Source organism: Castellaniella sp. (assembly GCF_036379515.1).
In the GTDB taxonomy this organism is placed as follows: domain Bacteria; phylum Pseudomonadota; class Gammaproteobacteria; order Burkholderiales; family Burkholderiaceae_B; genus Castellaniella.
In genome coordinates, this window is the sequence record NZ_DASVGN010000031.1 from 133,951 (window position 1) to 152,952 (window position 19,002).

The window sequence follows — 19,002 nt, forward strand, 5'->3', positions numbered from 1 at the left end:
CATCGGTCACTGGCCGCGAATACAAGAATGCAGGCGGTTTGTCGTGGCGGTCACCACGCCCCATGATGTTCCGGCACCTGTGCCACCAGGGTCATCATCACCAACAGCAGGCCCCCCCATCCGACGTAAGCCCAGGCGTGCGCCAGCCCCGGGTTGCTTGCGTTCGCAATGACGGCAGTGGTGATGGAGATGCTGACGATCGCACCGATCTGCATGGCCATGGTTCTGAGTGCAGCGAGTGTGGGTGCCCGGTCGGGTGCCAATTGAAAGCCTGCGTTACGGCTGGCGGGTGACAGCCAGCCCGCGCCGAAGCCGATCAGGGCGGCTGCAATGGCAAGCCAGAGATAGGGATGCAAACCCCACGGGGGGACCGCCAGCATCACGGTTCCCAGGCCGATCGTGGCCAGCCCGGCGTAGATGGGCGAGTGGTAACCCGTCTTGCGCAAGGTCAGGACGGCCAAGGCTGACGAGGGCAGGGCGATGAGCCCTTCAACGGTCAGGATGGTGCCTGAGCCCAGTGCCGAGATCCCGTATCTGGACGCGGCATAGAGTGGGATCAGCGAGATGATCCCGACCACCGTCCCGCCTCCGAAGTTGATGAGGTTCACGTTGCGGAATCCGGGTCCGCCCATGAGATAACCGGGAATGAAGGGTTGCGCCGTGACCCGCGAGTGACGAATGAACAGGGCAAAGGCAATCAGTCCGAGAACCGTTGGCAGTACGACGTCCGGTAGCCAGGTCGACTGGTGCCCACCGCCGCTCAGCCCGTTGAAGGCCAGCATCAGGCATAGCATTCCGGCGCCAAGCTGCGTCATTCCCTTGAAATCCATCGGCTCACGCTTTTGTTTCTGCTGGATGTCGACTGGAACGAAGTAAAAGGTCAGCAAGGAGAGCACGATCCCGATTGGGACGTTGACGAAGAAGATGCCGCGCCAGGACCAGTAGGTGACGAACAGCCCGCCGAAGATGGGCCCTATCATGGCGCCGATCGGGAACATGCTGCCGAAGAGGCCCAATGCCCGATCTCGATCCGAGCCCAGGTGAGTCACGATGAGTCCCGTGGCCGCCGGGTAGAACCCCGCTACCCCCACGGCCTGGACGAAGCGCAGGGCGACCAGCGTGTAGATGTCGTTGCTCAGCCCGCAAGACAGCGAAGCCAGCGTGAACAGAATGATGGAGCCCTGGAAGACACGGCGGTGGCCGTGCTGTTCGCATAGCTTGCCGGCGACAGGCACAAAAAGCAGCATGCCCAGCGCGTAGATGGTGATGGTCCACGCGACCCACGAAATGGGGGCGTCCAGGTCTTTTTGCAGCGTGTCCAGTGCAGTCGCGACGATCGTTTGATCGATCGCATTCATGAGCAGTGCGACGACTGTCAGAAGAAATATGACTAGTGGGTGTTTCTTGCGTGAGGCCCGGAGGTCTTGGGTGGTCGGTGTCACGGAGCGTGGGCCTGCGGTCGAGAGAGGGCGAGCTTGAATCAGTTCGTCGTTCCAGTAGCTTACCCCATTGAGAAATGGCGCCTGGCTTCCTTGGTTTCTGATCGGTGCTTGATCTATATTTAGCGCTCTAATATTATTGAAAAGCCCTGCAGTCTCTGTGCTCTTTGGGCGCGCCGCGTGCGACGCGGTTGTTATTGCAGAGATCTTCAGAGAGGTGGTTTTTAAAACTCGAATGATCGATAACCGTGATGGAGCCTGTCAGCATGGATGATGCCACTCAAACCTGTCGTGAAGACTTGGTGCTTGCCAACCATATCCTGGCGCAAAACAATGTGCTGGATGGTTTTGGCCACGCCAGCGTCCGCAACCCCGTGAATCCTGAGCGATTCTTTCTGTCGCGGTCTCTGGCACCGGGAATCGTCACTCTGGACGATCTGGTCGAGTTCGATCTGGATTCCAATCCAGTCTCCTCTGAGACACGCAAGCTGTATCTTGAGCGCTTCATCCATGGCGAGATCTATCGGAAGCGACCGGACGTGCAAGCCATCGTGCACAGCCATTCGGCCGCAGTGGTGCCTTTCACGGTCTCTTCGGTTCCGCTGCGCCCGATCTTTCATATGGCCGGGTTTCTCGCGGACGGCGCTCCCGTTTTTGACATTGCCGAACGGTTCGGGGCCACGGACATGCTGGTGACTTGTCAGGAGCAAGGGGTGGCGCTCGCTGAGTCGCTGGACGCAGCTGCGGTCTGTCTGATGCGCGGGCATGGCTTCGTGTCCGTGGGAACGACAGTGCAGATTGCGGTCTATCGTGCCATTTACACGCAGCAGAATGCCGCCTTGCTCGAAACAGCCCTCAATCTGGGTGGGCCGATCCACTTTCTGGCTCCCGAAGAGGGGCGGCTGGCCGATCACTCCATTCAGACCGTCATGCAGCGCCCCTGGGGCCTTTGGAAGGCACGCGCAGAAGCGTCGCAGCAGTAGCAATTTGCGAACGCCAGCCCCGGTTGCTTGAAGTCCATGGGCTGGACGTCTCTGGACTTCGTTTCGGGTATTCCGTTTCGGGTTTTCGGGTATCCCCTTACTTGAATAATTATTATTAGATCACTAACATTATTGAATCACCCCACGGTCGATGCAGCTATGGGGTCACCCAACGGAACATTCTCAAGAGGCAAGCCGGCCATGACCCACGATGAAAACGAGTTGCTGTGCAAGGTAGAGGGTGATGCGCCGATGGGCCAGCTGATGCGCCAGCACTGGTTACCGGCGTGCCTCAGCGAAGAAATCAGCGAATCGGATTCTGATCCTGTCCGTGTACGGATGTTGGGTGAAGACCTGGTCGCGTTTCGCGATAGCAAAGGTCGTGTGGGCCTGATGGCAGAGCACTGCCCGCACCGAGGTGCATCCCTGTTTTATGGTCGCAACGAAGAGTGTGGCTTACGCTGCCTGTACCATGGCTGGAAATTCGATGTGGATGGCAAGGTGCTCGAGATGGTGTCCGAGCCAGCGGGCAGCGACCTGCCGAGCAAGGTGCACCATCTTGCCTACAAGACGCATGAGTGGGCTGGCATCGTCTGGGCCTACATGGGCTCCCTGGATCAGGTGCCGGAATTCGTTCCGCCTCCTTGGGCACCCAGCAAAGATGTCCGGGTCAGCATTGCCAAAGTGATTGTGCCCTGTAACTGGGCACAGATTCTGGAAGGCAATATCGATTCTTCGCATAGCTCAAGCCTGCACTCGTCCGACATGGTGGCGGCGCGCGTCAGTGGCAGCGAGGCGACCGACAAGAAATGGCTACGCCCGACGACTGACAAGGCGCCGCGCCTGCAGATCGAACACACCCCTTATGGGTTTCGTTACGCGGCCATCCGGCGTCCCATCACAGGCGCGGACGAGAACGACTACATCCGTTCTACCGTCTTCATCGCTCCGTCGTCAGCGCTGATTCCACCCAATAACCGGTACAACGTCGCCAACATCAACGTGCCTATGGATGACACGCACACGGTGTTCCATTTCATTGCCTGGGGCAACCCGCAAACCACTCCTGATACCGAGGCCTGGCGCCGGTTCCTGGGGCAGAGTATCGGCTCGGATCTGGATGTGCTGTACCGGCCTTACCGCAATGCGGAAAACAGGTTCTGGCAAGATCGGCAGGCCATGCGTGCCGGCAATTTCACCGGCATCAAAGGGTTTCCCAATCAGGATCTGGCCATGTGGACCAGTCTGGGCCCCATTGCCGACCGTAGCGCCAAGGGTGAGACCTTGGCGGCAGGGGATCTGGCTGTCGTAGAGTTTCGGCGCACCATGATTGAGGCCGTCAAGGCGTTTCAGTCGGGGAGGCCCGCCATTGGCACTGGCGAGGCTCATGTTCGTGCCTCGGTGTGTTCATTTCAGGGGATCTTCCCGAAGAGCACCGATTGGCGGACCTGCGACGTGCATCCGGTCACCGGGGCGGATGCCCTGTAGCCAAGGTCCGTTCATTGACACTACCCGGAGAACACTGTGGCCAAACTGGCACTATCCATCGCCATGGGCGATTACGACCGGAATCGTCCGCTTTTCGACGGCGACGTCCAGATTGACGGGGTCGACCCGACCTTCATGTTGCTGAGTCCGGAAGAGATGTTCTTTCGAGCCTTTCGGTATCAGGATTTCGACGTCAGCGAAATCTCATTTTCAAGCTACCTGGTCAAGGTGGCTCAGGGGACAAGTCCCTATATTGCATTGCCGGCCTTCCTGTCGCGGGCCTTCCGGCATACGTCGATTTATGTGCGTAAAGACAGGGTCCGGTCGCCCGCCGACCTGAAGGGCAAACGGATTGGCATTCCCGAATACCAACTGACCGCTATCGTGTGGGCACGTGCGCTGTTACAAGACGACTACGGGGTCGCCCCTTCTGATGTGCATTGGGTACGGGGTGGTATCGATCAGCCTGGGCGGCTGGAGAAAATCAAGCTGACGCTTCCTCCCGGTGTCGAGCTGTCGGATGCCCCTGCCGACACCACGATCTCCGACATGCTGGATCGAGGGGAGCTCGATGGTTTTATCGCCCCGCGCGCGCCGTCCGGGGCTGCACAGCACAACCCGGATATTGCTTGGTTGTTCGACGATCCCACCGCAGTGGCAAAAGATTACTACCGCCGTACCGGGATCTTCCCGATCATGCATCTGCTCGGGCTGCGTCGCTCATTGGCAGATCAACACCCCTGGCTGGCGGGGGCACTGCTGAAGGCATTCGAGCAGTCCAAGGCCCGTGCGCTTGAGAAATTGTCGGATACGTCGGCCACCAAAATCACGCTGCCATTTGTCGAAGAGCAACTCAAGGCGGCTCGAGAGTCGCTGGGTGAGGATTTTTGGTCTTATGGCGTGGCGCCCAATCGCAAGACGCTTGAAACCTTCACACGACACCATTTTCAGCAAGGCCTCTCGAGCCGTCTCGTCTCCGTGGATGAGCTGTTCCATCCGAGTACCTACGAATCCTTCAAGATCTGATTTTCAACAGGTTCCTTACCATGCAGGTGCTCGACGATGCGCTGTCCGTCCAGTCGGACCCACAAGGCTTGATGACGCTGGCGCTGACCATCACACAGAAATATGCCGTAGCGCGCGACATCTACGCTTTTGAACTGGTGGCTGCACAGCAGAAGACGCTCCCTGCGTTTACGCCGGGTGCCCATATCAGGGTGCGTACCCCCAATGGCGAACTGCGAAAGTATTCGCTTTGCAATTCGCCCGACGATGCGGGACGCTATGTCATCACGGTCAAGCGTGACGCGCATGGGCGCGGCGGGTCCGTCAGCCTCGTGGATGACACCGTGCCAGGACAGACTCTGTTGGCTCAGCCACCGGACAATGCCTTCGCTCTGGTCGAAGATCCTCGGCGCTTGATCTTCATTGCGGGAGGGATCGGCATCACACCGATGCTGTCGATGATCCGGTCGTTGGGCGACGACTCAACGATCCCTTGGTCTCTTTATTACCTGACTCACGATGAGCAGGGGACGGCTTACCGTGAGCTGCTCTCTGCGCCATCCTATGCTGGGCATGTGACCTTGCATCACAGCGGGAGTCGCCACGATCATTTCGACCTGTGGCCTGTGCTCGAGAAGCCGAATCAGGGGCATGTGTATTGCTGCGGGCCGCGTAAGCTCATGGTAGACGTGCGTGACATGTCGGGACATTGGTCCAGCAGCCGCATTCACTTCGAAAGTTTTCTGGAGGGCGGTGAGAAGAAGCCGGATGACAGGCCCTTCACGGTCACCCTCTCGCATTCGGGGCGCACACTTGCGATTCCCGTGGGCCAGTCCATCCTGGAGGTGTTGCGCAATGCGGGAGTGAACGTCCCATACTCTTGCGAGAGTGGGACCTGCGGCACGTGCAGGACACACTTGCTGCAGGGCGATGCCGATCATCGCGACATGGTCCTCATGCCTGAAGAAAAAGGCGACCAGATCATGGTGTGCGTCTCTCGGGCTAAATCCGACAACCTTGTTCTGGATTGGTGAATCTGACCATGGCACGAACTCCTGTTCAATTGCGTATCGGCGTCGTTGGTCTGGGGCGTGCATTTTCCTTGATGTTGCCGACCTTTCTGGCCGATTCACGGGTCCGTCTGGTGGCAGCCAGCGACCCACGCGAGGCGGCGCGTCGACAGTTTGCGTCGGATTTTGACGCACCTGTTTATTCGGATGTCGCCGATCTGGTCGCCGATGAGGCCGTCGACGTTGTGTATATCGCAAGCCCCCATCAGCTTCACCGGCAGCATACGCAGCTTGCGGCATCGGCAGGCAGGCATGTGTTGGTGGAAAAGCCCATGGCACTGAATCTGGCGGATTGCCATGCCATGATTCAGGCGTGTCGTGAGGCGAAAGTACAGCTGCTTGTCGGGCATTGCCACAGCTTCGACACCCCCTATCTGCGCGCACGCGACATGATCGCGAGCGGGCGCCTGGGGCGCGTCACGATGATCCAGGCCCAAAATTACACCGACTATCTGTACCGCCCCCGGCGACCGGAGGAATTGGTGACGGCTGAAGGCGGTGGCGCTGTGTTCAGCCAGGCAGCCCATCAGGTCGACATTGTGCGTTTGCTCGCCATGCAACGCCTGGTTCGGGTGCGTGCCGTGCTGGGCAACTGGGATCCTCGGCGCCCTACCGAGGGAGCCTACAGCGCACTGCTCTGGTTCGATCAGGGCGCTTATGCTTCCATCAGCTATAACGGATACGGCCACTTTGACACCGACGAGTGGATGGGGTGGGTGGGTGAGATGGGTGCACCCAAAGATCCCAAATCGTATGGTGAGGCGCGCCGCCGGTTGCTCGCCATACGATCAAGCGAAGAAGAGGCGCACCTGAAGGCGGCCCGAACCTATGGCGGAGCCGATTACACTCCTCCTCGCGTGTCTCGGGAGCCTCGATCGTTTCAGCACTTTGGCCCCATTGTTGTGTCGTGTGAGCACGGAGACATCCGGCCGATGTCGGATGGGCTGAATGTGTATGCCGATCAGCAGCACAGCTTCTTGCCTCTGGAGCCCGCGGGCGTTCCGCGAGTAGAGGTCATCGATGAACTGGAAAGTGCGGTGACGGGTCATCAGCCGCCAGTTCATTCGGGTGAGTGGGCAATGGGTACCACCGAGGTCTGTCTTGCCATGCTGGAATCGCATCGCACGCGGCAGGACATAGCCCTGCACCATACCTGATATCATGTCAGAGGCTTACTATTCATCGTAGAAAACATGGCAGACAAAGGGAAGAGCCCCGGGAAGAGCCCCGCTTTGGAATACGCGCCAGACATTGATCCCGAGGATCGGTTGGCACACTTGATCCGCTATGCAGCACGTTCCCTGGTCCGTGGCCTTCAGATGCGTTTGGCAGAGCATAACGTTCTGTTTGGGCATTGGGCGTTTTTGCGCATTCTCTGGGAAGAAGACGGGCTCACTCAGCACGAACTCAATGAACGCGCGGGCCTCATGGAGCCCACGACGTATTCCGCCCTGCGTGCCATGGAATCCTTGGGATACATCGAACGCAAGCATCTACCGGGCAACCGGAAGAATCTGTACGTCTTTCTGACCCCGGCTGGCCGGGAGCTGCAGGACAAACTTGTCCCGCTGGCTCAAGAGGTCAATAGCGTCAGTACGCGTGGCCTGTCTGATGAAGATATCGGGGCGTGCCGTCGGGTGTTGCTGGGCATCGCCTCGAACATGGATCATGACGAGACGCGTGCTGAAGATGCAGGGCGGCGGCTGCCGTCCACGCGAGAACTATCAAGCTGGATCAAGCAGGCTGAATTGCTTCGTGCCAATGAGTAGCGTACCCGCAGCCACTGCGCGTTGATCTGGCCTCAGCTAACCCGCCCCTTGATGTGTCGCTCCAGGCTCCATAGCGTGATGGAGCCGCCCATTGCGACGATAAAGAGAATTGAAATCATGGCCATCATCTCGGCGTATCGTCCCACGCCGTAGTAGTCCATGATGACCTTGCCCATTCCGTTCTTGGCGGCAAAAAGTTCGGCAAATATCACGTTGACGACGGTGAGCCCAAAACAGAGCCGGATGCCTGTCAGTAGCGGCAACGAGACTGCGGGCAGGTAAACCCTGGTGAAGGCACGCCAGGGCCTGACGTTAAGCGAACGGACGACCTTGGCGTACACGGGCTTCATGGTGCGGATGGCCACCATGACGTTGATCAGGATCGAAAAGATGCCGCCGATGAACCCCATGGCGATGACAGAAGAATGGCCCAGGCCCAACAGCAGCAGCAAGATGGGGTAGATGATGATCTTGGGGGTGGCGCCACCTACCACCACCAGGGGGCTGAATACCGTGTACCAGTAGGGGCTTCGGCCGATGAGCACCCCCAGGATCGTGCCCACGACGACTGCCAGTGCGAAAGCCGCTGCCGCGTTGCCGAAGGTTGCCTGTACCGCGGGTCCGAGTTCGCTACCGATCCCGCTGAAGGCTTCGAGTGTCTTGAGCGGAGCGGGTACCGCGAAGATCAGCGCAGAAGCCAGCTGCCAGAGCAGGCAGACGGCGATGGCGACGAGAATCATCCCACCCAGCACGGCATAGGAGTACTTGGCCTGTTGTTGGGTGCCGCTAGCCATTGCTGATTTCTCCTCGGATGCGCTTTTCCTCATAGGCAAGAATGGCCGTGATGACCGCAGCCAGCGCGACGATAATGGTGACGTACGCATACATCTCGTCGATTTTGAATCCATCGTAATCGTAGGCAACCCGGAAGCCCAGGCCTATGTTGCCCACCATGAATTCCATCACGATCACGCCGACGAATGAGTAGATCAGGCAGAGCTTGAAGCCAGCGAAAATCAAAGGCGCCGATGCGGGAAACACCACCTTCCAGAACCTCCGAGAGCCCTTGCAGCGGAAACTGGCGCATACCTTGAAGTAGATGTCAGGCACCTGTTGGAAGGCTGCCCAGCTGTTGAGGATGACGGGGATCACGCCCATGGCGGCTGCGATCAGGACAATGGGGGTCGCCCCCAGACCGAACACAACCAGCAAAAACGGGTAGAACAGCACCAGGGGCATCGCGTAGGTGCCCACGAGATAGGGCTCCAGCACTCGACCCAGCAGCGGCGTGCGCCACAGGCCAAAGCCAATGGGGACACCTGTTGCAATCGCCAGCGCTACGCTGAGCATGACCTCCCAGGTCGTACGCCACAGGTCCGGGAATACTTTGCCAGAAATCACGAGTTGCCAGAGAACTTGCGCTACCTTGGTCGGCGCAGCGAGGATGACGACCGGAACCAGTCCCAGACGGGTCACTGCTTCGAGGACGGCCAGAAGGGCCAGGACCAGGAGGGCAATAGTCCAACGCGGCCTTAAGGACCGTGGTGTCTGCTTGTTCATGCTGTGATCCTCGACCTCAGGCCATGTGCTCGGCGGTCGCCTGTGTGGCTTCCCATTCGGCGCGCATGATGCTCCACAAATGGCCGGTGTACTGGGAAAATGCGTCGGACCCGAGGATGGAAATGTCTCTGACCTCCGGGAGATCGATGTTCATCGTCTCGATGATGGCACCTGGCCGGCTGGACATGACCCAGATTTCTTGAGAAAGAAAGACCGCCTCATTGATGTCGTGTGTGATGAAGAGGATGGTTTTTCCTGTTTCGCTCCAGATGCGGCGCAGTTCGGTGCCGATGAACATCCGGGTTTGAGGATCGACTGCAGCAAAGGGCTCGTCCATCAGCAGGATATCAGGGTCCAGCGCCAATGCGCGCGCAATGGCCACGCGCTGACGCATGCCGCCCGACAGCTCTTTGGGGTAGGAGTATTCGAACCCTTTGAGACCCACCAGATTCAGGGCTTCTTGAGAGCGCTCCCGGCACTGCTTTTTGGGAACGTCCTGCATTTCGAGCCCAAAGGACACGTTTTCCAGAGAGTTCATCCAGGGAAAGATGGATTCTTCCTGGAAAACCATGCCCAGCGACGGATGAGGCGAGTTGATGGGTTTTCCCTTGAGCAGCAGCTGCCCGCTGCTGATCGAATTCAAGCCCGCGATCATGCTCAGCAGGGTGGATTTTCCACACCCGCTGGGGCCCACTACGGTCACGAAGTGCCCCTCGGGAACGCTCTGCGTAACCTTATGGACCACCTCGATGCGCTGCGTGGAGCCGTCTCGCTGGCGTACGGAGTACGCCTTGGAGACTTCCTTCAGTTCAAGGAATTCCGTACTGGACATCTTGGCTTCCGTCAAAAGGGCGTGCGCAGGTGTTCAGGCAGGTAGTTTTGGTGCACCAGCTTGCTCATGTCGATTTCTTTGTCGATCAGGCCGCTGTCCTTCATGCCTTTCATGACGGTATTGAATGCGGCAGTATCGATCTTCATGTCCCAGACATCGTTTTTCAGGTACGTCTTGATACCTGAGAGGAGTACAGCCTTTGAAGACTTGTAGTGACGTGTGCCGATTTCTGCAGCTTTTTCAGGGTTGGCCTTGATGAATGCCACGGCCTCGTCAAGCGCCATGAACAGCCCTTTCACTGCAGCGGTGTTTTTCTGAGCAAATTTTTTATTCACTGCGATGCCTTCCAGGTAGTAGTGCTTGATGTAATGGCTGGGGTCCAGCACCACCACGGCATTGTCGTTGTGAATCTTTTCGCTCAGGAACGGCTCCATGGCCCAGCCGGCCGTGATGATGCCCCCCTTGACGGCGGTCCAGTTGTCACCCATGCCGCCCACAGAGACGAACGACACGTTTTTGACCCCGGCGCGGTGGATGCTTTCTTCGGCCAGCCATTGCGAGGCAGAGCCCGCCTTGCTGTAGCCAAGCTTTTTGCCTGACAGCCCTTCGGGAGAGGTGATGCCACTTGATTTGCTGGCGATCCACACCATGACGCTTGCCGATCGAGCCCAGCCTTCGACGAGCTCGATGTTGGGGTCTGTGTGGGCTGCGAGAATGGCCGCCGGGGTGCCGCCTTCAGCCATGTCCACGTCGCCCGTCGAGAGCAGGCGCAAGGTACTGCCGCCACCGCTGCCACTGATGTATTCGACGCTGATCCCGTGCTTCTTGAATAGGCCGTTGTCTTCGGCAATGTAGGTGGGTAGGGTGGACAACAGGGCGCTGCGGTGGCTGACTACGAAGCGAATCTTTGTTAGATTGGAAGAGTCTTGGGCGTAGGCACTCGCGGGCGCGAGTGCCGCCATGAAACAGCCAAGAATCAAGCTGCCGGCTACAGCCCAGGTCTTCGCCGACCGGAAACCTCTGATTTGCGTGTCCATGTCTCTGTCTCCACTGATTAGGTGAATTATTGTGCTGTAGCGGATGCGCTGAAAGCGCGTCCGTGATGGGCGACTGCAGGTGTCGCAAGACAGGACGCGGAGACCGACGATCCTGATGGAAGCGAAGGCTCCTGAAAACATCGCAACGTGAACGCTCAGCCTTGTGGGGAGGGGTCTCTGCGTCTGACTTGTTGATCTCGCTGTGGAATCATCATATTCGTAGAGATCTAACTACAACAACAAGTAGAAACCCTACACGAAAAGTGACTTCCTGCTTTTCCGTCGACGAGGTGATGTGCGCCCATTGTGCACTGGAATATCAGGGGGTGTCTGCGGTGCCGGGATAGAGGTTGATGCGGGCGTCGACCAGGCAGGCGTTGGGTGTCTCGGGCTGGATATTCAGCCGAAAGGCCGGGATGTAGTCCAGCGTCAGATGCAAGGTATCGCCAATTGCCAGCGTGCGTGGACCACCCATTCTGGGTGGAAAGTCCAGCCTGAACACGCCTTGTGTGCAGTGCAATATGGTTTCGCCGGGCCGCAGGGCAATGGCCTGGGCACTGCGACGCAAGTCGACACAGCCGTGGGCATGTTTACGTCGCAGCATCAGGTTGAAATCGTGCGCCGGGCCGCCCAGCAGTTCGGCGGTGTAGGGAGTTTCGCCCGCAAAGTACAGCCGTGATCCAGGCCCCATGTGCGTGACGCCCCCGGTATCGGTACGGGTCAGCTGGATGGCGTCGCCGTCGGTCATCATCAGGATGCGATCGTAGCCGCTCCAGATAGAAAACGGCCCCGATGTGTTGATCTCGGCGGCGCTCACGCGCCAGATGCAATCATCCGGGTTTGCGCTGTCGGGGTGGATGGCCAATTGTCGGGTGAGGCCACCGCCGTTTTTCCAGGGCTGCACAGGCGTTTCTTGTGCAGTGAGGATGCGAATCTGATCATGCATGGCAGAGGAGGGAGGCGGCTTGGGTGTCGCGCAGTCTGGTGAGTGGAGGATGCAGCCTCTGAATTTAATACAATACGGCCCTTGATCCTCCGATTTCCTCTTTTTGACATCATGCTTGATACCAACCTGCTTCGCAAAGATTTGGACCACGTCGTCCGTACACTCGCCCGGCGAGGTTTTGCCTTCGATGCAGACCGCTATCTCGCGCTGGAAAATCGCCGCAAGTCCGTTCAGGTCAGCACTGAGGAACTGCAAGCGCGCCGTAACGCCTTGGCCAAGCAGATTGGTCAGCTGAAATCGCATGGAGAAGACGCCTCAGGCCTGATGGCTGAATCCCAGGCCATTCCGGATCAACTCAAGGCGCTGGAGCAGGATCTCGCGACGGTGCAGCAGGAGCTGCGCAACTGGTTGATGACGATCCCGAATCTGCCGGATGAGAGCGTGCCGGACGGCAAGTCGGATCAGGATAATGTCGAGGTTCGGCGCTGGCTGCCTGGGGTGGCCGATGCCGACGGCAACCCGGCGGGCCTGGGATTTGAGCCGCGTGACCACGTGGATCTGGCTGAGCCCTTTGGTCTTGACTTTGAATCGGCACGTTCGCTCGTAGGGGCTCGTTTCATGATGCTGCGAGGCCCTATTGCGCGTTTGCATCGAGCCTTGGCGCAATTCATGCTGGATCTGCAAACGGGCGAGCATGGCTATCAAGAGTGCTACACCCCTTACATCGTCAATAGTGAAACGCTCTTTGGCACGGGGCAGTTGCCAAAGTTCAAGGACGACATGTTCTGGGTGACGCGGGGCGGCAAGGGAAGCACGCCGGATGACGATGGTCAGGCGGAAGAGCTCTATCTGATTTCCACGGCCGAAATCCCCTTGACGGGCACGGTCCGCGAGCGCATTGTCGACGCCGCCGATCTGCCGATTCGCCTGACCGCCCATACACCATGTTTCCGTTCCGAAGCGGGAAGCGGTGGGCGTGATTTGCGGGGCCTGATCCGGCAGCATCAGTTCGACAAGGTCGAGATGGTACAGATCGTTCACCCCGAGCAATCCTGGGCCACGCTGGAACAGATGGTGGGGCATGCCGAACACGTGTTGCAGGCGCTGGGCTTGCCGTATCGCGTGGTGCTGCTGTGCACGGGAGACATGGGGTTCTCGTCGGCCAAGACTTTCGATCTCGAGGTCTGGCTTCCGGCTCAGAACACCTGGCGCGAGATTTCGTCAGTGTCCAATTGCCTGGACTTCCAGGCACGCCGCCTGCAGGCACGTTTCCGGCCAGAAGGACCCAAGGCCAAGCCGGAGTACCTGCACACGTTGAACGGCTCTGGCCTGGCCGTGGGTCGTGCCATGGTCGCCGTGCTGGAAAATTATCAGCAGGAAGATGGCAGCATCGTGATTCCGTCGGTATTGCGGCCCTACATGGGTGGTCTGGAGGTGATTCGCGCTGCTTGATAGGTCTGGGTCCTGCACGGCAGCAGCCGTCCGCCCGGTGGGTTGACCCGTTCTATGCTAAGATGCGCGACTTGATCACGGTCGTTCCCGGAGAGGTGGCAGAGTGGTCGAATGTACCTGACTCGAAATCAGGCGTGCGGTTTCCCCGCACCGTGGGTTCGAATCCCACCCTCTCCGCCAGCTTGTCAATAAGATCAAACAGATACGGCATTCGGACTTGAGCTCTGGATGCCGTTTTCTTTTGCCTCTGCGGCCTACGCGGCGATCAAGCCGCTGCGAATGGCAAACACTGAAAGCAATGTGCTGCTGGTCCAGGGGTCTCCCCAGGATCACGAGGTGGCCGACATCCTTGGTCAAAAGCCTTGTACCCGCCCGCTGAGGCGAGCTTTTCGTTTCAGGTTTCCGCCATTTCCTGCTTGGCCACAATCGCCAGGGACGCGGAGCAAGAGAGGCGCCGGGTCTCGGAAGCGCTTTGGCTTCATTGTGAAAGTGCACTTCGACGGCTCTCTGCGCGGTATGTGCATACCACCCGGCACCTCGGCGAAAGCATCACAATGGACCAGATATCCACAGCTCTGAACAGGACAGGAGACAAATGATGGCCAAGAAATTATTGATGCTGGTGGGCGACTACGTCGAAGACTATGAAGTCATGGTGCCGTTCCAGGCCTTGCAGGCCGTCGGGCATCGCGTCGATGCGGTGTGTCCGGGAAAAAAGGCAGGCGAATGGGTCGCGACGGCGGTGCATGATTTTGACGGTGCCCAGACTTATAGCGAAAAGCCTGGGCACCGCTTCGTGGTGAACCGGGATTTCGATACGGTGGATGCGGCAGCCTACGACGGACTGGTCATCCCCGGGGGGCGTGCGCCGGAGTATCTGCGCATGGACGAACGTGTCCTGGACATCGTGCGGCACTTCCAGAGCGCGAACAAGCCGATTGCGTCTATCTGCCATGGGGCGCAGATCCTGGCAGCGGCCGGTGTGCTGAAGGGACGCACATGTTCCGCTTATCCGGCCTGCGCGGCGGAAGTCCGCCTGGCGGGCGGTCAGTATGCTGACATCGCCGTGGACCAGGCGCATACGGACGGCAACTTGGTTACGGCACCGGCCTGGCCCGCGCATCCAGCCTGGATCGCGCAGTTCCTGGTCGTTCTGGGCACACGCATACAGCACTGATTTCCCAAGTTGGCGCCAGTCTCTACAATCAGGAGATGAAGCGCCTGCTCGGGAGCCTGTGCCATGTGCGAAATCTTCATCCGGGCCAATCCCCGGTCCTACAACAGTGAAAGCCGCTCGCTGCGCCTGCATGGTGTGGCGACCAGCGTGCGCCTGGAACATCTGTTCTGGCATGTGCTGGAGGACATCGCTCAGCGTGATGGCATGCGGGTGACTCAGTTGATCGAGCGCCTGTACGACGAATTGCTGCAGTATCGGGGCGAAACAGGCAACTTCACTTCGTTCTTGCGGGTCTGTTGCCTGCGCTATCAGATGCTGCAGGTTGATGGCCGGATCCCGGCGGATGCGGGTGTGCCGCTACGTTCTCTGGACGCACGCGCGGTGTTGCGAGACCTGCCGGATCTGTTGTGCGAGAGCCAGGCGGATCGCAGCGCGCCCCACCACTTGGTGTCGGACTCAGCGCCCTTTCTGGGTGTCCTCCGAGAGTAGCTGCTCGAGTTCCTGGGCCACTTGGCGCGTGGTTTGAAGGAGCTGCTTCTCGTCTCGAAAAACCGCGTACTGCCGATCCAGCAATTCGCGGTCGTAGCGTCGGAAGCGCTCGATCACGTGGCGCGTCTCGTGCGCGGACAGGCCCAGCCCCTCCATCACATTCCTGGTCAGTTCCAGGCTCGAATACAGCGTCTCCCGCACGCTGAGCTTTACGCCCAATTCGCGCAGCAGGTGAGCATGATGGCGGTTGCGGGCGCGCGCGTAGATCTCCACACCTGGGAAATGGCTGCGTACGAGGGTGGCCACGCGCACGGAGTCTTGCACGTCATCGATTGCCAGCACAAAGATCTTTGCGTCGGCGACATGAGCTGCGCGCAGCAGGTCGAGCCGCGAAGCATCGCCGAAGTAGACTTTGGTGCCGAAGCGGCGAATCGCGTTGACTTCGTCCAGATCCGCGTCGAGTGCCGTAAACGGGATGTTTTGCAGGCGCAGCATGCGTCCCACGATCTGGCCGAATCGTCCGAAGCCCGCAATGACGACTGCCGTTCCCGTGTCGGTGATGGTGTCGAAGTCGGGCACCTCGCCACGCTTTGTGCGGACGTTCAGAACTCGATCGTTGAACATCACGATGAATGGCGTCACCACCATGGAGAGCGTCACGGCCAGCGTGAGCAGGTCGGCCGTTTGTTGCGGAAACAGATGATACGCCGCAGCGGTGGCGAAAATCACGAAGGCGAACTCTCCCCCCAATGCCAGCACCACAGTGAAGTGGCGCGGCGCCGGCACCGGCAGGCCGAAGGCACGAGCCACGCCATAGAGCACCAGCGCCTTTACCGCCAGGAAGCCTATCGTGAGGCCCAGCACTTGCAGCGGGATGGCGGCGAGCAGGCCCAGATTCACCGACATGCCCACGGCTACGAAGAACAGCCCCAGAAACAGGCCCTTGAAGGGCTGGATGTCTGCTTCGAATTCGTGCCGGTACTTCGAATCGGCCAGCAGCATGCCGGCGACGAAGGCGCCAAGTCCCATCGAAAGGCCCACGAGTTCGGCAGCCAGGCTTGCGCCAATGACGATCAAGAGTGCCATGGCCGTGAAGATTTCAGGCGTGCCAAAGTGCATGATGAAACCGAATGCCCAGCGCAGAACATATCGGCCACCCAGGAACAGCAGGGCCACGACAATCGCAATGACCAGCAGCGTAGGCACGAGGCCGGTGCCAGGCGCACCACCCGCTCCGCCGGAGAATAATTTGAGCATGGCGAGCACCGGGATGGCCGCGATGTCCTGAAACAGCAACGTGCCAAACGCCGCACGGCCATGGTGCGTCGTGAGTTGCTTTTTCTCGGCCAGCATCTGCAGCACGAAGGCTGTAGACGAGAGCGAAAGCCCGAACCCGGCAATGAGCGCGGGCACCCAGGCCACGCCGAGCGCACGGGCGGCCAGCAGCAACAAAGCCGTTGTGGCCGCCACCTGCAGCGCCCCGATCCCGAACACGGTGCGTCGCAGTGCCCACAAGCGGGATGGCTGCAGTTCCAGTCCGATGATGAACATCAGAAGCACGACGCCGATTTGCGAAAAACTCAGCAGTGCGTCCACCCCGGTAATGAGCCGCAACCCCCATGGCCCGATCAGAACACCAGCAATCAGATACCCCAGGACCGAACCGAACCCCGACTTGCGCGATAGCGGCACCGCTACGCAGGCGGCAATGAGGAAAACAAGGACCTGGGGCAGGAAGGTCATGGAGGGAGGCTTGAGTAGTGCTTGTGTGAGATTGTTGCATGGCCGCGGGCCGTTCTCACCCCTTCCCATAAATAAATAGCTAATAGCTATTTTATTGCGGCTCGAACCAGGATTACCGTAATTAAGGATCACTGGAGTGAATCTGTTTTTTTAGGACTACGGCCGCCCTTGTGGGGTACGGACAGGTGCTGGTAATGTCAAAAATTTTCGTCATTCATGAGAACAACGCGTGGGTGGAACCCCTGCGGGATGCGTTCAAGGAACTCGATCTGAGCTACGAAGAGTGGTTCCTGGACGAAGGGGTGCTGGATTTTTCCAGCGCGCCACCTGAAGGGGTGTTTTACAACCGTATGAGTGCGTCCTCGCATACGCGTGGGCATCGCTATGGGCCGGAATACACGGCAGCGGTGCTTGCGTGGCTGGAATCCTACGACAGGGTAGTGGTGAACGATAGCCGGGCCTTGCGGCTTGAGGTCAGCAAGATCGCACAGTATGCCGCGTTACGGCGGTATGGCATACGCACCCCGCGCACGCTCGCCGCGGTGGGCACCCAGAATATCGTGGCAGCCGCGCGCGAGATGCCGGCGCCCTTCATCACCAAGCACAATCGAGCGGGCAAGGGCCTGGGTGTGCATCTGTTCCATGACGTCGCAAGCCTGGAGCGCTATGTGGCAAGTCCGCAGTTCGAGCAATCGGTCGACGGTGTGACGCTGATCCAGGAGTATATCCAGGCGCCCGAGCCTTGCATCACGCGGGCGGAATTCATCGGCGGCAAGTTCTTGTACGCCGTGCGGGTCGACACCTCCCAGGGTTTCGAGCTTTGTCCGGCTGACGTCTGCCAGATTGGCGATCTGGCCTGCCCGGTGGGTGGCGAGACCGCGGTGACGCGTCCGCGTTTTGAGGTCATTGCGGGGTTCCAGAGCCCCGATCTGGATCGCTACCAGCACTTCATGCAGGATAACGGCATCGGCGTGACAGGCATCGAATCCATTGTTGACGAACACGGTGTGCGCTATACCTACGACGTCAACACCAACACAAACTACAACAGCGAAGCCGAACAGAAGGCGGGGCTGTATGGCATGCGGACGCTCGCGGCGTATCTGGGTCGTGCATCCGGTCAGTTGCCGGTGCGAGAGTTTGCCGCGACAGCGGCTTGAAATCAGGAGCGAAAGTCATGGGTAAAACGTTGACGCTGACCGCATTTGCGGTGGCGTTGGGCTTTTCTGCGCTGACAGCAGCGCATGCCGATGCCGTCAGCGACATCCAGGCCAGAGGTACGCTGGTGGTAGGGGTGAAAGCGGATTACCGCCCCTTCGGGTATCTGGACGCTTCGGGCAAGATTGTGGGGTTTGGCCCCGATCTGGCGGCCGACGTAGCCAAGCAGCTGGGGGTCAAGCTGCAGATGGTGCCGGTCGTGGCCTCCAACCGCGTGCAGTATCTTCAGCAGGGCAAGATCGACATCATTCTTGCGACGCTCACGGACACCCCGCAGCGCGACAAGCTCATGGACATGGTGGACCCTCATTATTATGGTGCGGGCGTCAATATCCTGGCGCCTAAATCGGCCGATTTCAAGAGTTGGGATCAGCTGCGCGGCAAAAAGGTGTGCCTGATCCAGGGCACCTTCACGAACAAGGATTTGCAAACCCAATATGGTGTCCAGGGGCTCGCATTCCCAGGTACGGCCGAGGCCTATTCAGCCTTGCGTAACGGCTCGTGTGCCGCCTTTGCGTATGACGACACGGCCATCCAGGGTGAGCTGCTCAAGCCGCAATGGAAGGATTACGATATGCCGCTGACCTCCATCTTCTTTACGCCTTGGAGCATAGGCGCCAAGAAGGGCGAGAATCACTTCGCGTCCGTGCTGTCGAAGATGGTGGTGGGTTGGCATAAGTCAGGCAAGATCCTGGATCTGGAAAAGAAGTGGGGCATCAAGCCCATTGCCTTTGCGCAGCAGGAACACGAAAAGTACAGCAAATAGGTAGACGTGCCCGCGCCTCGCGGCGCGG

Annotated in this window: 18 protein-coding genes and 1 tRNA gene; 12 read left to right on the forward strand and 7 right to left on the reverse strand. The window is 59.2% G+C overall.

Translation table 11 applies throughout. The features are described from left to right. Positions 1–50: 50 nt before the first annotated feature. The gene (locus tag VF285_RS10770; protein ID WP_346952620.1) at positions 51–1,358 is read right to left on the reverse strand and encodes an MFS transporter; all 1,308 of its coding nucleotides are present in this window, start codon (positions 1,356–1,358) and stop codon (positions 51–53) included. 347 nt (positions 1,359–1,705) lie between these two features. On the opposite strand from VF285_RS10770, the gene VF285_RS10775 reads away from it, so the two are divergent. The 6 genes from VF285_RS10775 to VF285_RS10800 all read left to right on the forward strand — a co-directional run bounded on the left by VF285_RS10775 (position 1,706) and on the right by VF285_RS10800 (position 7,754). After that, complete coding sequence (locus VF285_RS10775) at positions 1,706–2,422, forward strand: class II aldolase/adducin family protein (RefSeq protein WP_346952621.1); 717 nt, start codon at positions 1,706–1,708, stop codon at positions 2,420–2,422. A gap of 201 nt (positions 2,423–2,623) precedes the next feature. After that, complete coding sequence (locus VF285_RS10780) at positions 2,624–3,910, forward strand: Rieske 2Fe-2S domain-containing protein (RefSeq protein WP_346952622.1); 1,287 nt, start codon at positions 2,624–2,626, stop codon at positions 3,908–3,910. Positions 3,911–3,946: 36 nt separating this feature from the next. After that, complete coding sequence (locus VF285_RS10785) at positions 3,947–4,936, forward strand: ABC transporter substrate-binding protein (protein ID WP_346952623.1); 990 nt, start codon at positions 3,947–3,949, stop codon at positions 4,934–4,936. 20 nt (positions 4,937–4,956) lie between these two features. Next, on the forward strand, positions 4,957–5,949 hold the full coding sequence (locus VF285_RS10790) for a PDR/VanB family oxidoreductase (RefSeq protein WP_414648124.1): 993 nt from the start codon (positions 4,957–4,959) through the stop codon (positions 5,947–5,949). Between the two features lie 8 nt (positions 5,950–5,957). Next, a complete protein-coding gene (locus VF285_RS10795) occupies positions 5,958–7,142 on the forward strand; it encodes a Gfo/Idh/MocA family oxidoreductase (RefSeq protein WP_346952624.1) in 1,185 nt (394 codons plus the stop codon). Positions 7,143–7,178: 36 nt separating this feature from the next. Next, positions 7,179–7,754 carry a MarR family winged helix-turn-helix transcriptional regulator gene (locus tag VF285_RS10800; RefSeq protein ID WP_346952625.1) on the forward strand — a complete coding sequence of 192 codons (576 nt, stop codon included), beginning with the start codon at positions 7,179–7,181 and terminating at the stop codon, positions 7,752–7,754. Between the two features lie 32 nt (positions 7,755–7,786). Here the strand turns inward: VF285_RS10800 and VF285_RS10805 are convergent, their stop codons facing one another. From VF285_RS10805 to VF285_RS10825, 5 genes are all read right to left on the reverse strand, one after another. Further along, positions 7,787–8,548 (reverse strand): ABC transporter permease, encoded by a 762-nt coding sequence (locus tag VF285_RS10805; protein WP_346952626.1) that lies wholly within the window; start codon positions 8,546–8,548, stop codon positions 7,787–7,789. After that, positions 8,541–9,314 (reverse strand): ABC transporter permease, encoded by a 774-nt coding sequence (locus VF285_RS10810; protein ID WP_346952627.1) that lies wholly within the window; start codon positions 9,312–9,314, stop codon positions 8,541–8,543. Before VF285_RS10810 ends, VF285_RS10805 begins: the two co-directional genes overlap by 8 nt. A gap of 16 nt (positions 9,315–9,330) precedes the next feature. Further along, the gene (locus VF285_RS10815) at positions 9,331–10,146 is read right to left on the reverse strand and encodes an ABC transporter ATP-binding protein (protein ID WP_346952628.1); all 816 of its coding nucleotides are present in this window, start codon (positions 10,144–10,146) and stop codon (positions 9,331–9,333) included. A gap of 11 nt (positions 10,147–10,157) precedes the next feature. Further along, complete coding sequence (locus VF285_RS10820) at positions 10,158–11,183, reverse strand: ABC transporter substrate-binding protein (protein WP_346952629.1); 1,026 nt, start codon at positions 11,181–11,183, stop codon at positions 10,158–10,160. Positions 11,184–11,502: 319 nt separating this feature from the next. Continuing rightward, positions 11,503–12,129: a HutD family protein gene (locus VF285_RS10825; protein ID WP_346952630.1), complete on the reverse strand. Its 627-nt coding sequence runs from the start codon at positions 12,127–12,129 to the stop codon at positions 11,503–11,505. 111 nt (positions 12,130–12,240) lie between these two features. On the opposite strand from VF285_RS10825, the gene serS reads away from it, so the two are divergent. The 4 genes from serS (at position 12,241) to VF285_RS10845 (ending at position 15,247) form a co-directional block, all read left to right on the forward strand. Next, positions 12,241–13,581 carry a serine--tRNA ligase gene (gene serS, locus VF285_RS10830; protein ID WP_346952631.1) on the forward strand — a complete coding sequence of 447 codons (1,341 nt, stop codon included), beginning with the start codon at positions 12,241–12,243 and terminating at the stop codon, positions 13,579–13,581. A gap of 89 nt (positions 13,582–13,670) precedes the next feature. Next, positions 13,671–13,761, forward strand: a tRNA-Ser gene (locus VF285_RS10835). 418 nt (positions 13,762–14,179) lie between these two features. Then, the gene (locus tag VF285_RS10840; protein ID WP_346952710.1) at positions 14,180–14,758 is read left to right on the forward strand and encodes a DJ-1/PfpI family protein; all 579 of its coding nucleotides are present in this window, start codon (positions 14,180–14,182) and stop codon (positions 14,756–14,758) included. A 63-nt stretch (positions 14,759–14,821) separates the two neighbouring features. Continuing rightward, a complete protein-coding gene (locus VF285_RS10845; protein WP_346952632.1) occupies positions 14,822–15,247 on the forward strand; it encodes a ribbon-helix-helix domain-containing protein in 426 nt (141 codons plus the stop codon). Here the strand turns inward: VF285_RS10845 and VF285_RS10850 are convergent. Further along, the gene (locus VF285_RS10850; protein WP_346952633.1) at positions 15,215–16,990 is read right to left on the reverse strand and encodes a monovalent cation:proton antiporter-2 (CPA2) family protein; all 1,776 of its coding nucleotides are present in this window, start codon (positions 16,988–16,990) and stop codon (positions 15,215–15,217) included. The two genes, VF285_RS10845 and VF285_RS10850, sit on opposite strands and share 33 nt — an antisense overlap. A gap of 194 nt (positions 16,991–17,184) precedes the next feature. On the opposite strand from VF285_RS10850, the gene VF285_RS10855 reads away from it, so the two are divergent. After that, on the forward strand, positions 17,185–18,150 hold the full coding sequence (locus VF285_RS10855) for an alpha-L-glutamate ligase (RefSeq protein ID WP_346952634.1): 966 nt from the start codon (positions 17,185–17,187) through the stop codon (positions 18,148–18,150). A 17-nt stretch (positions 18,151–18,167) separates the two neighbouring features. Then, positions 18,168–18,974 carry a transporter substrate-binding domain-containing protein gene (locus tag VF285_RS10860; RefSeq protein WP_346952635.1) on the forward strand — a complete coding sequence of 269 codons (807 nt, stop codon included), beginning with the start codon at positions 18,168–18,170 and terminating at the stop codon, positions 18,972–18,974. Positions 18,975–19,002: the final 28 nt, after the last annotated feature.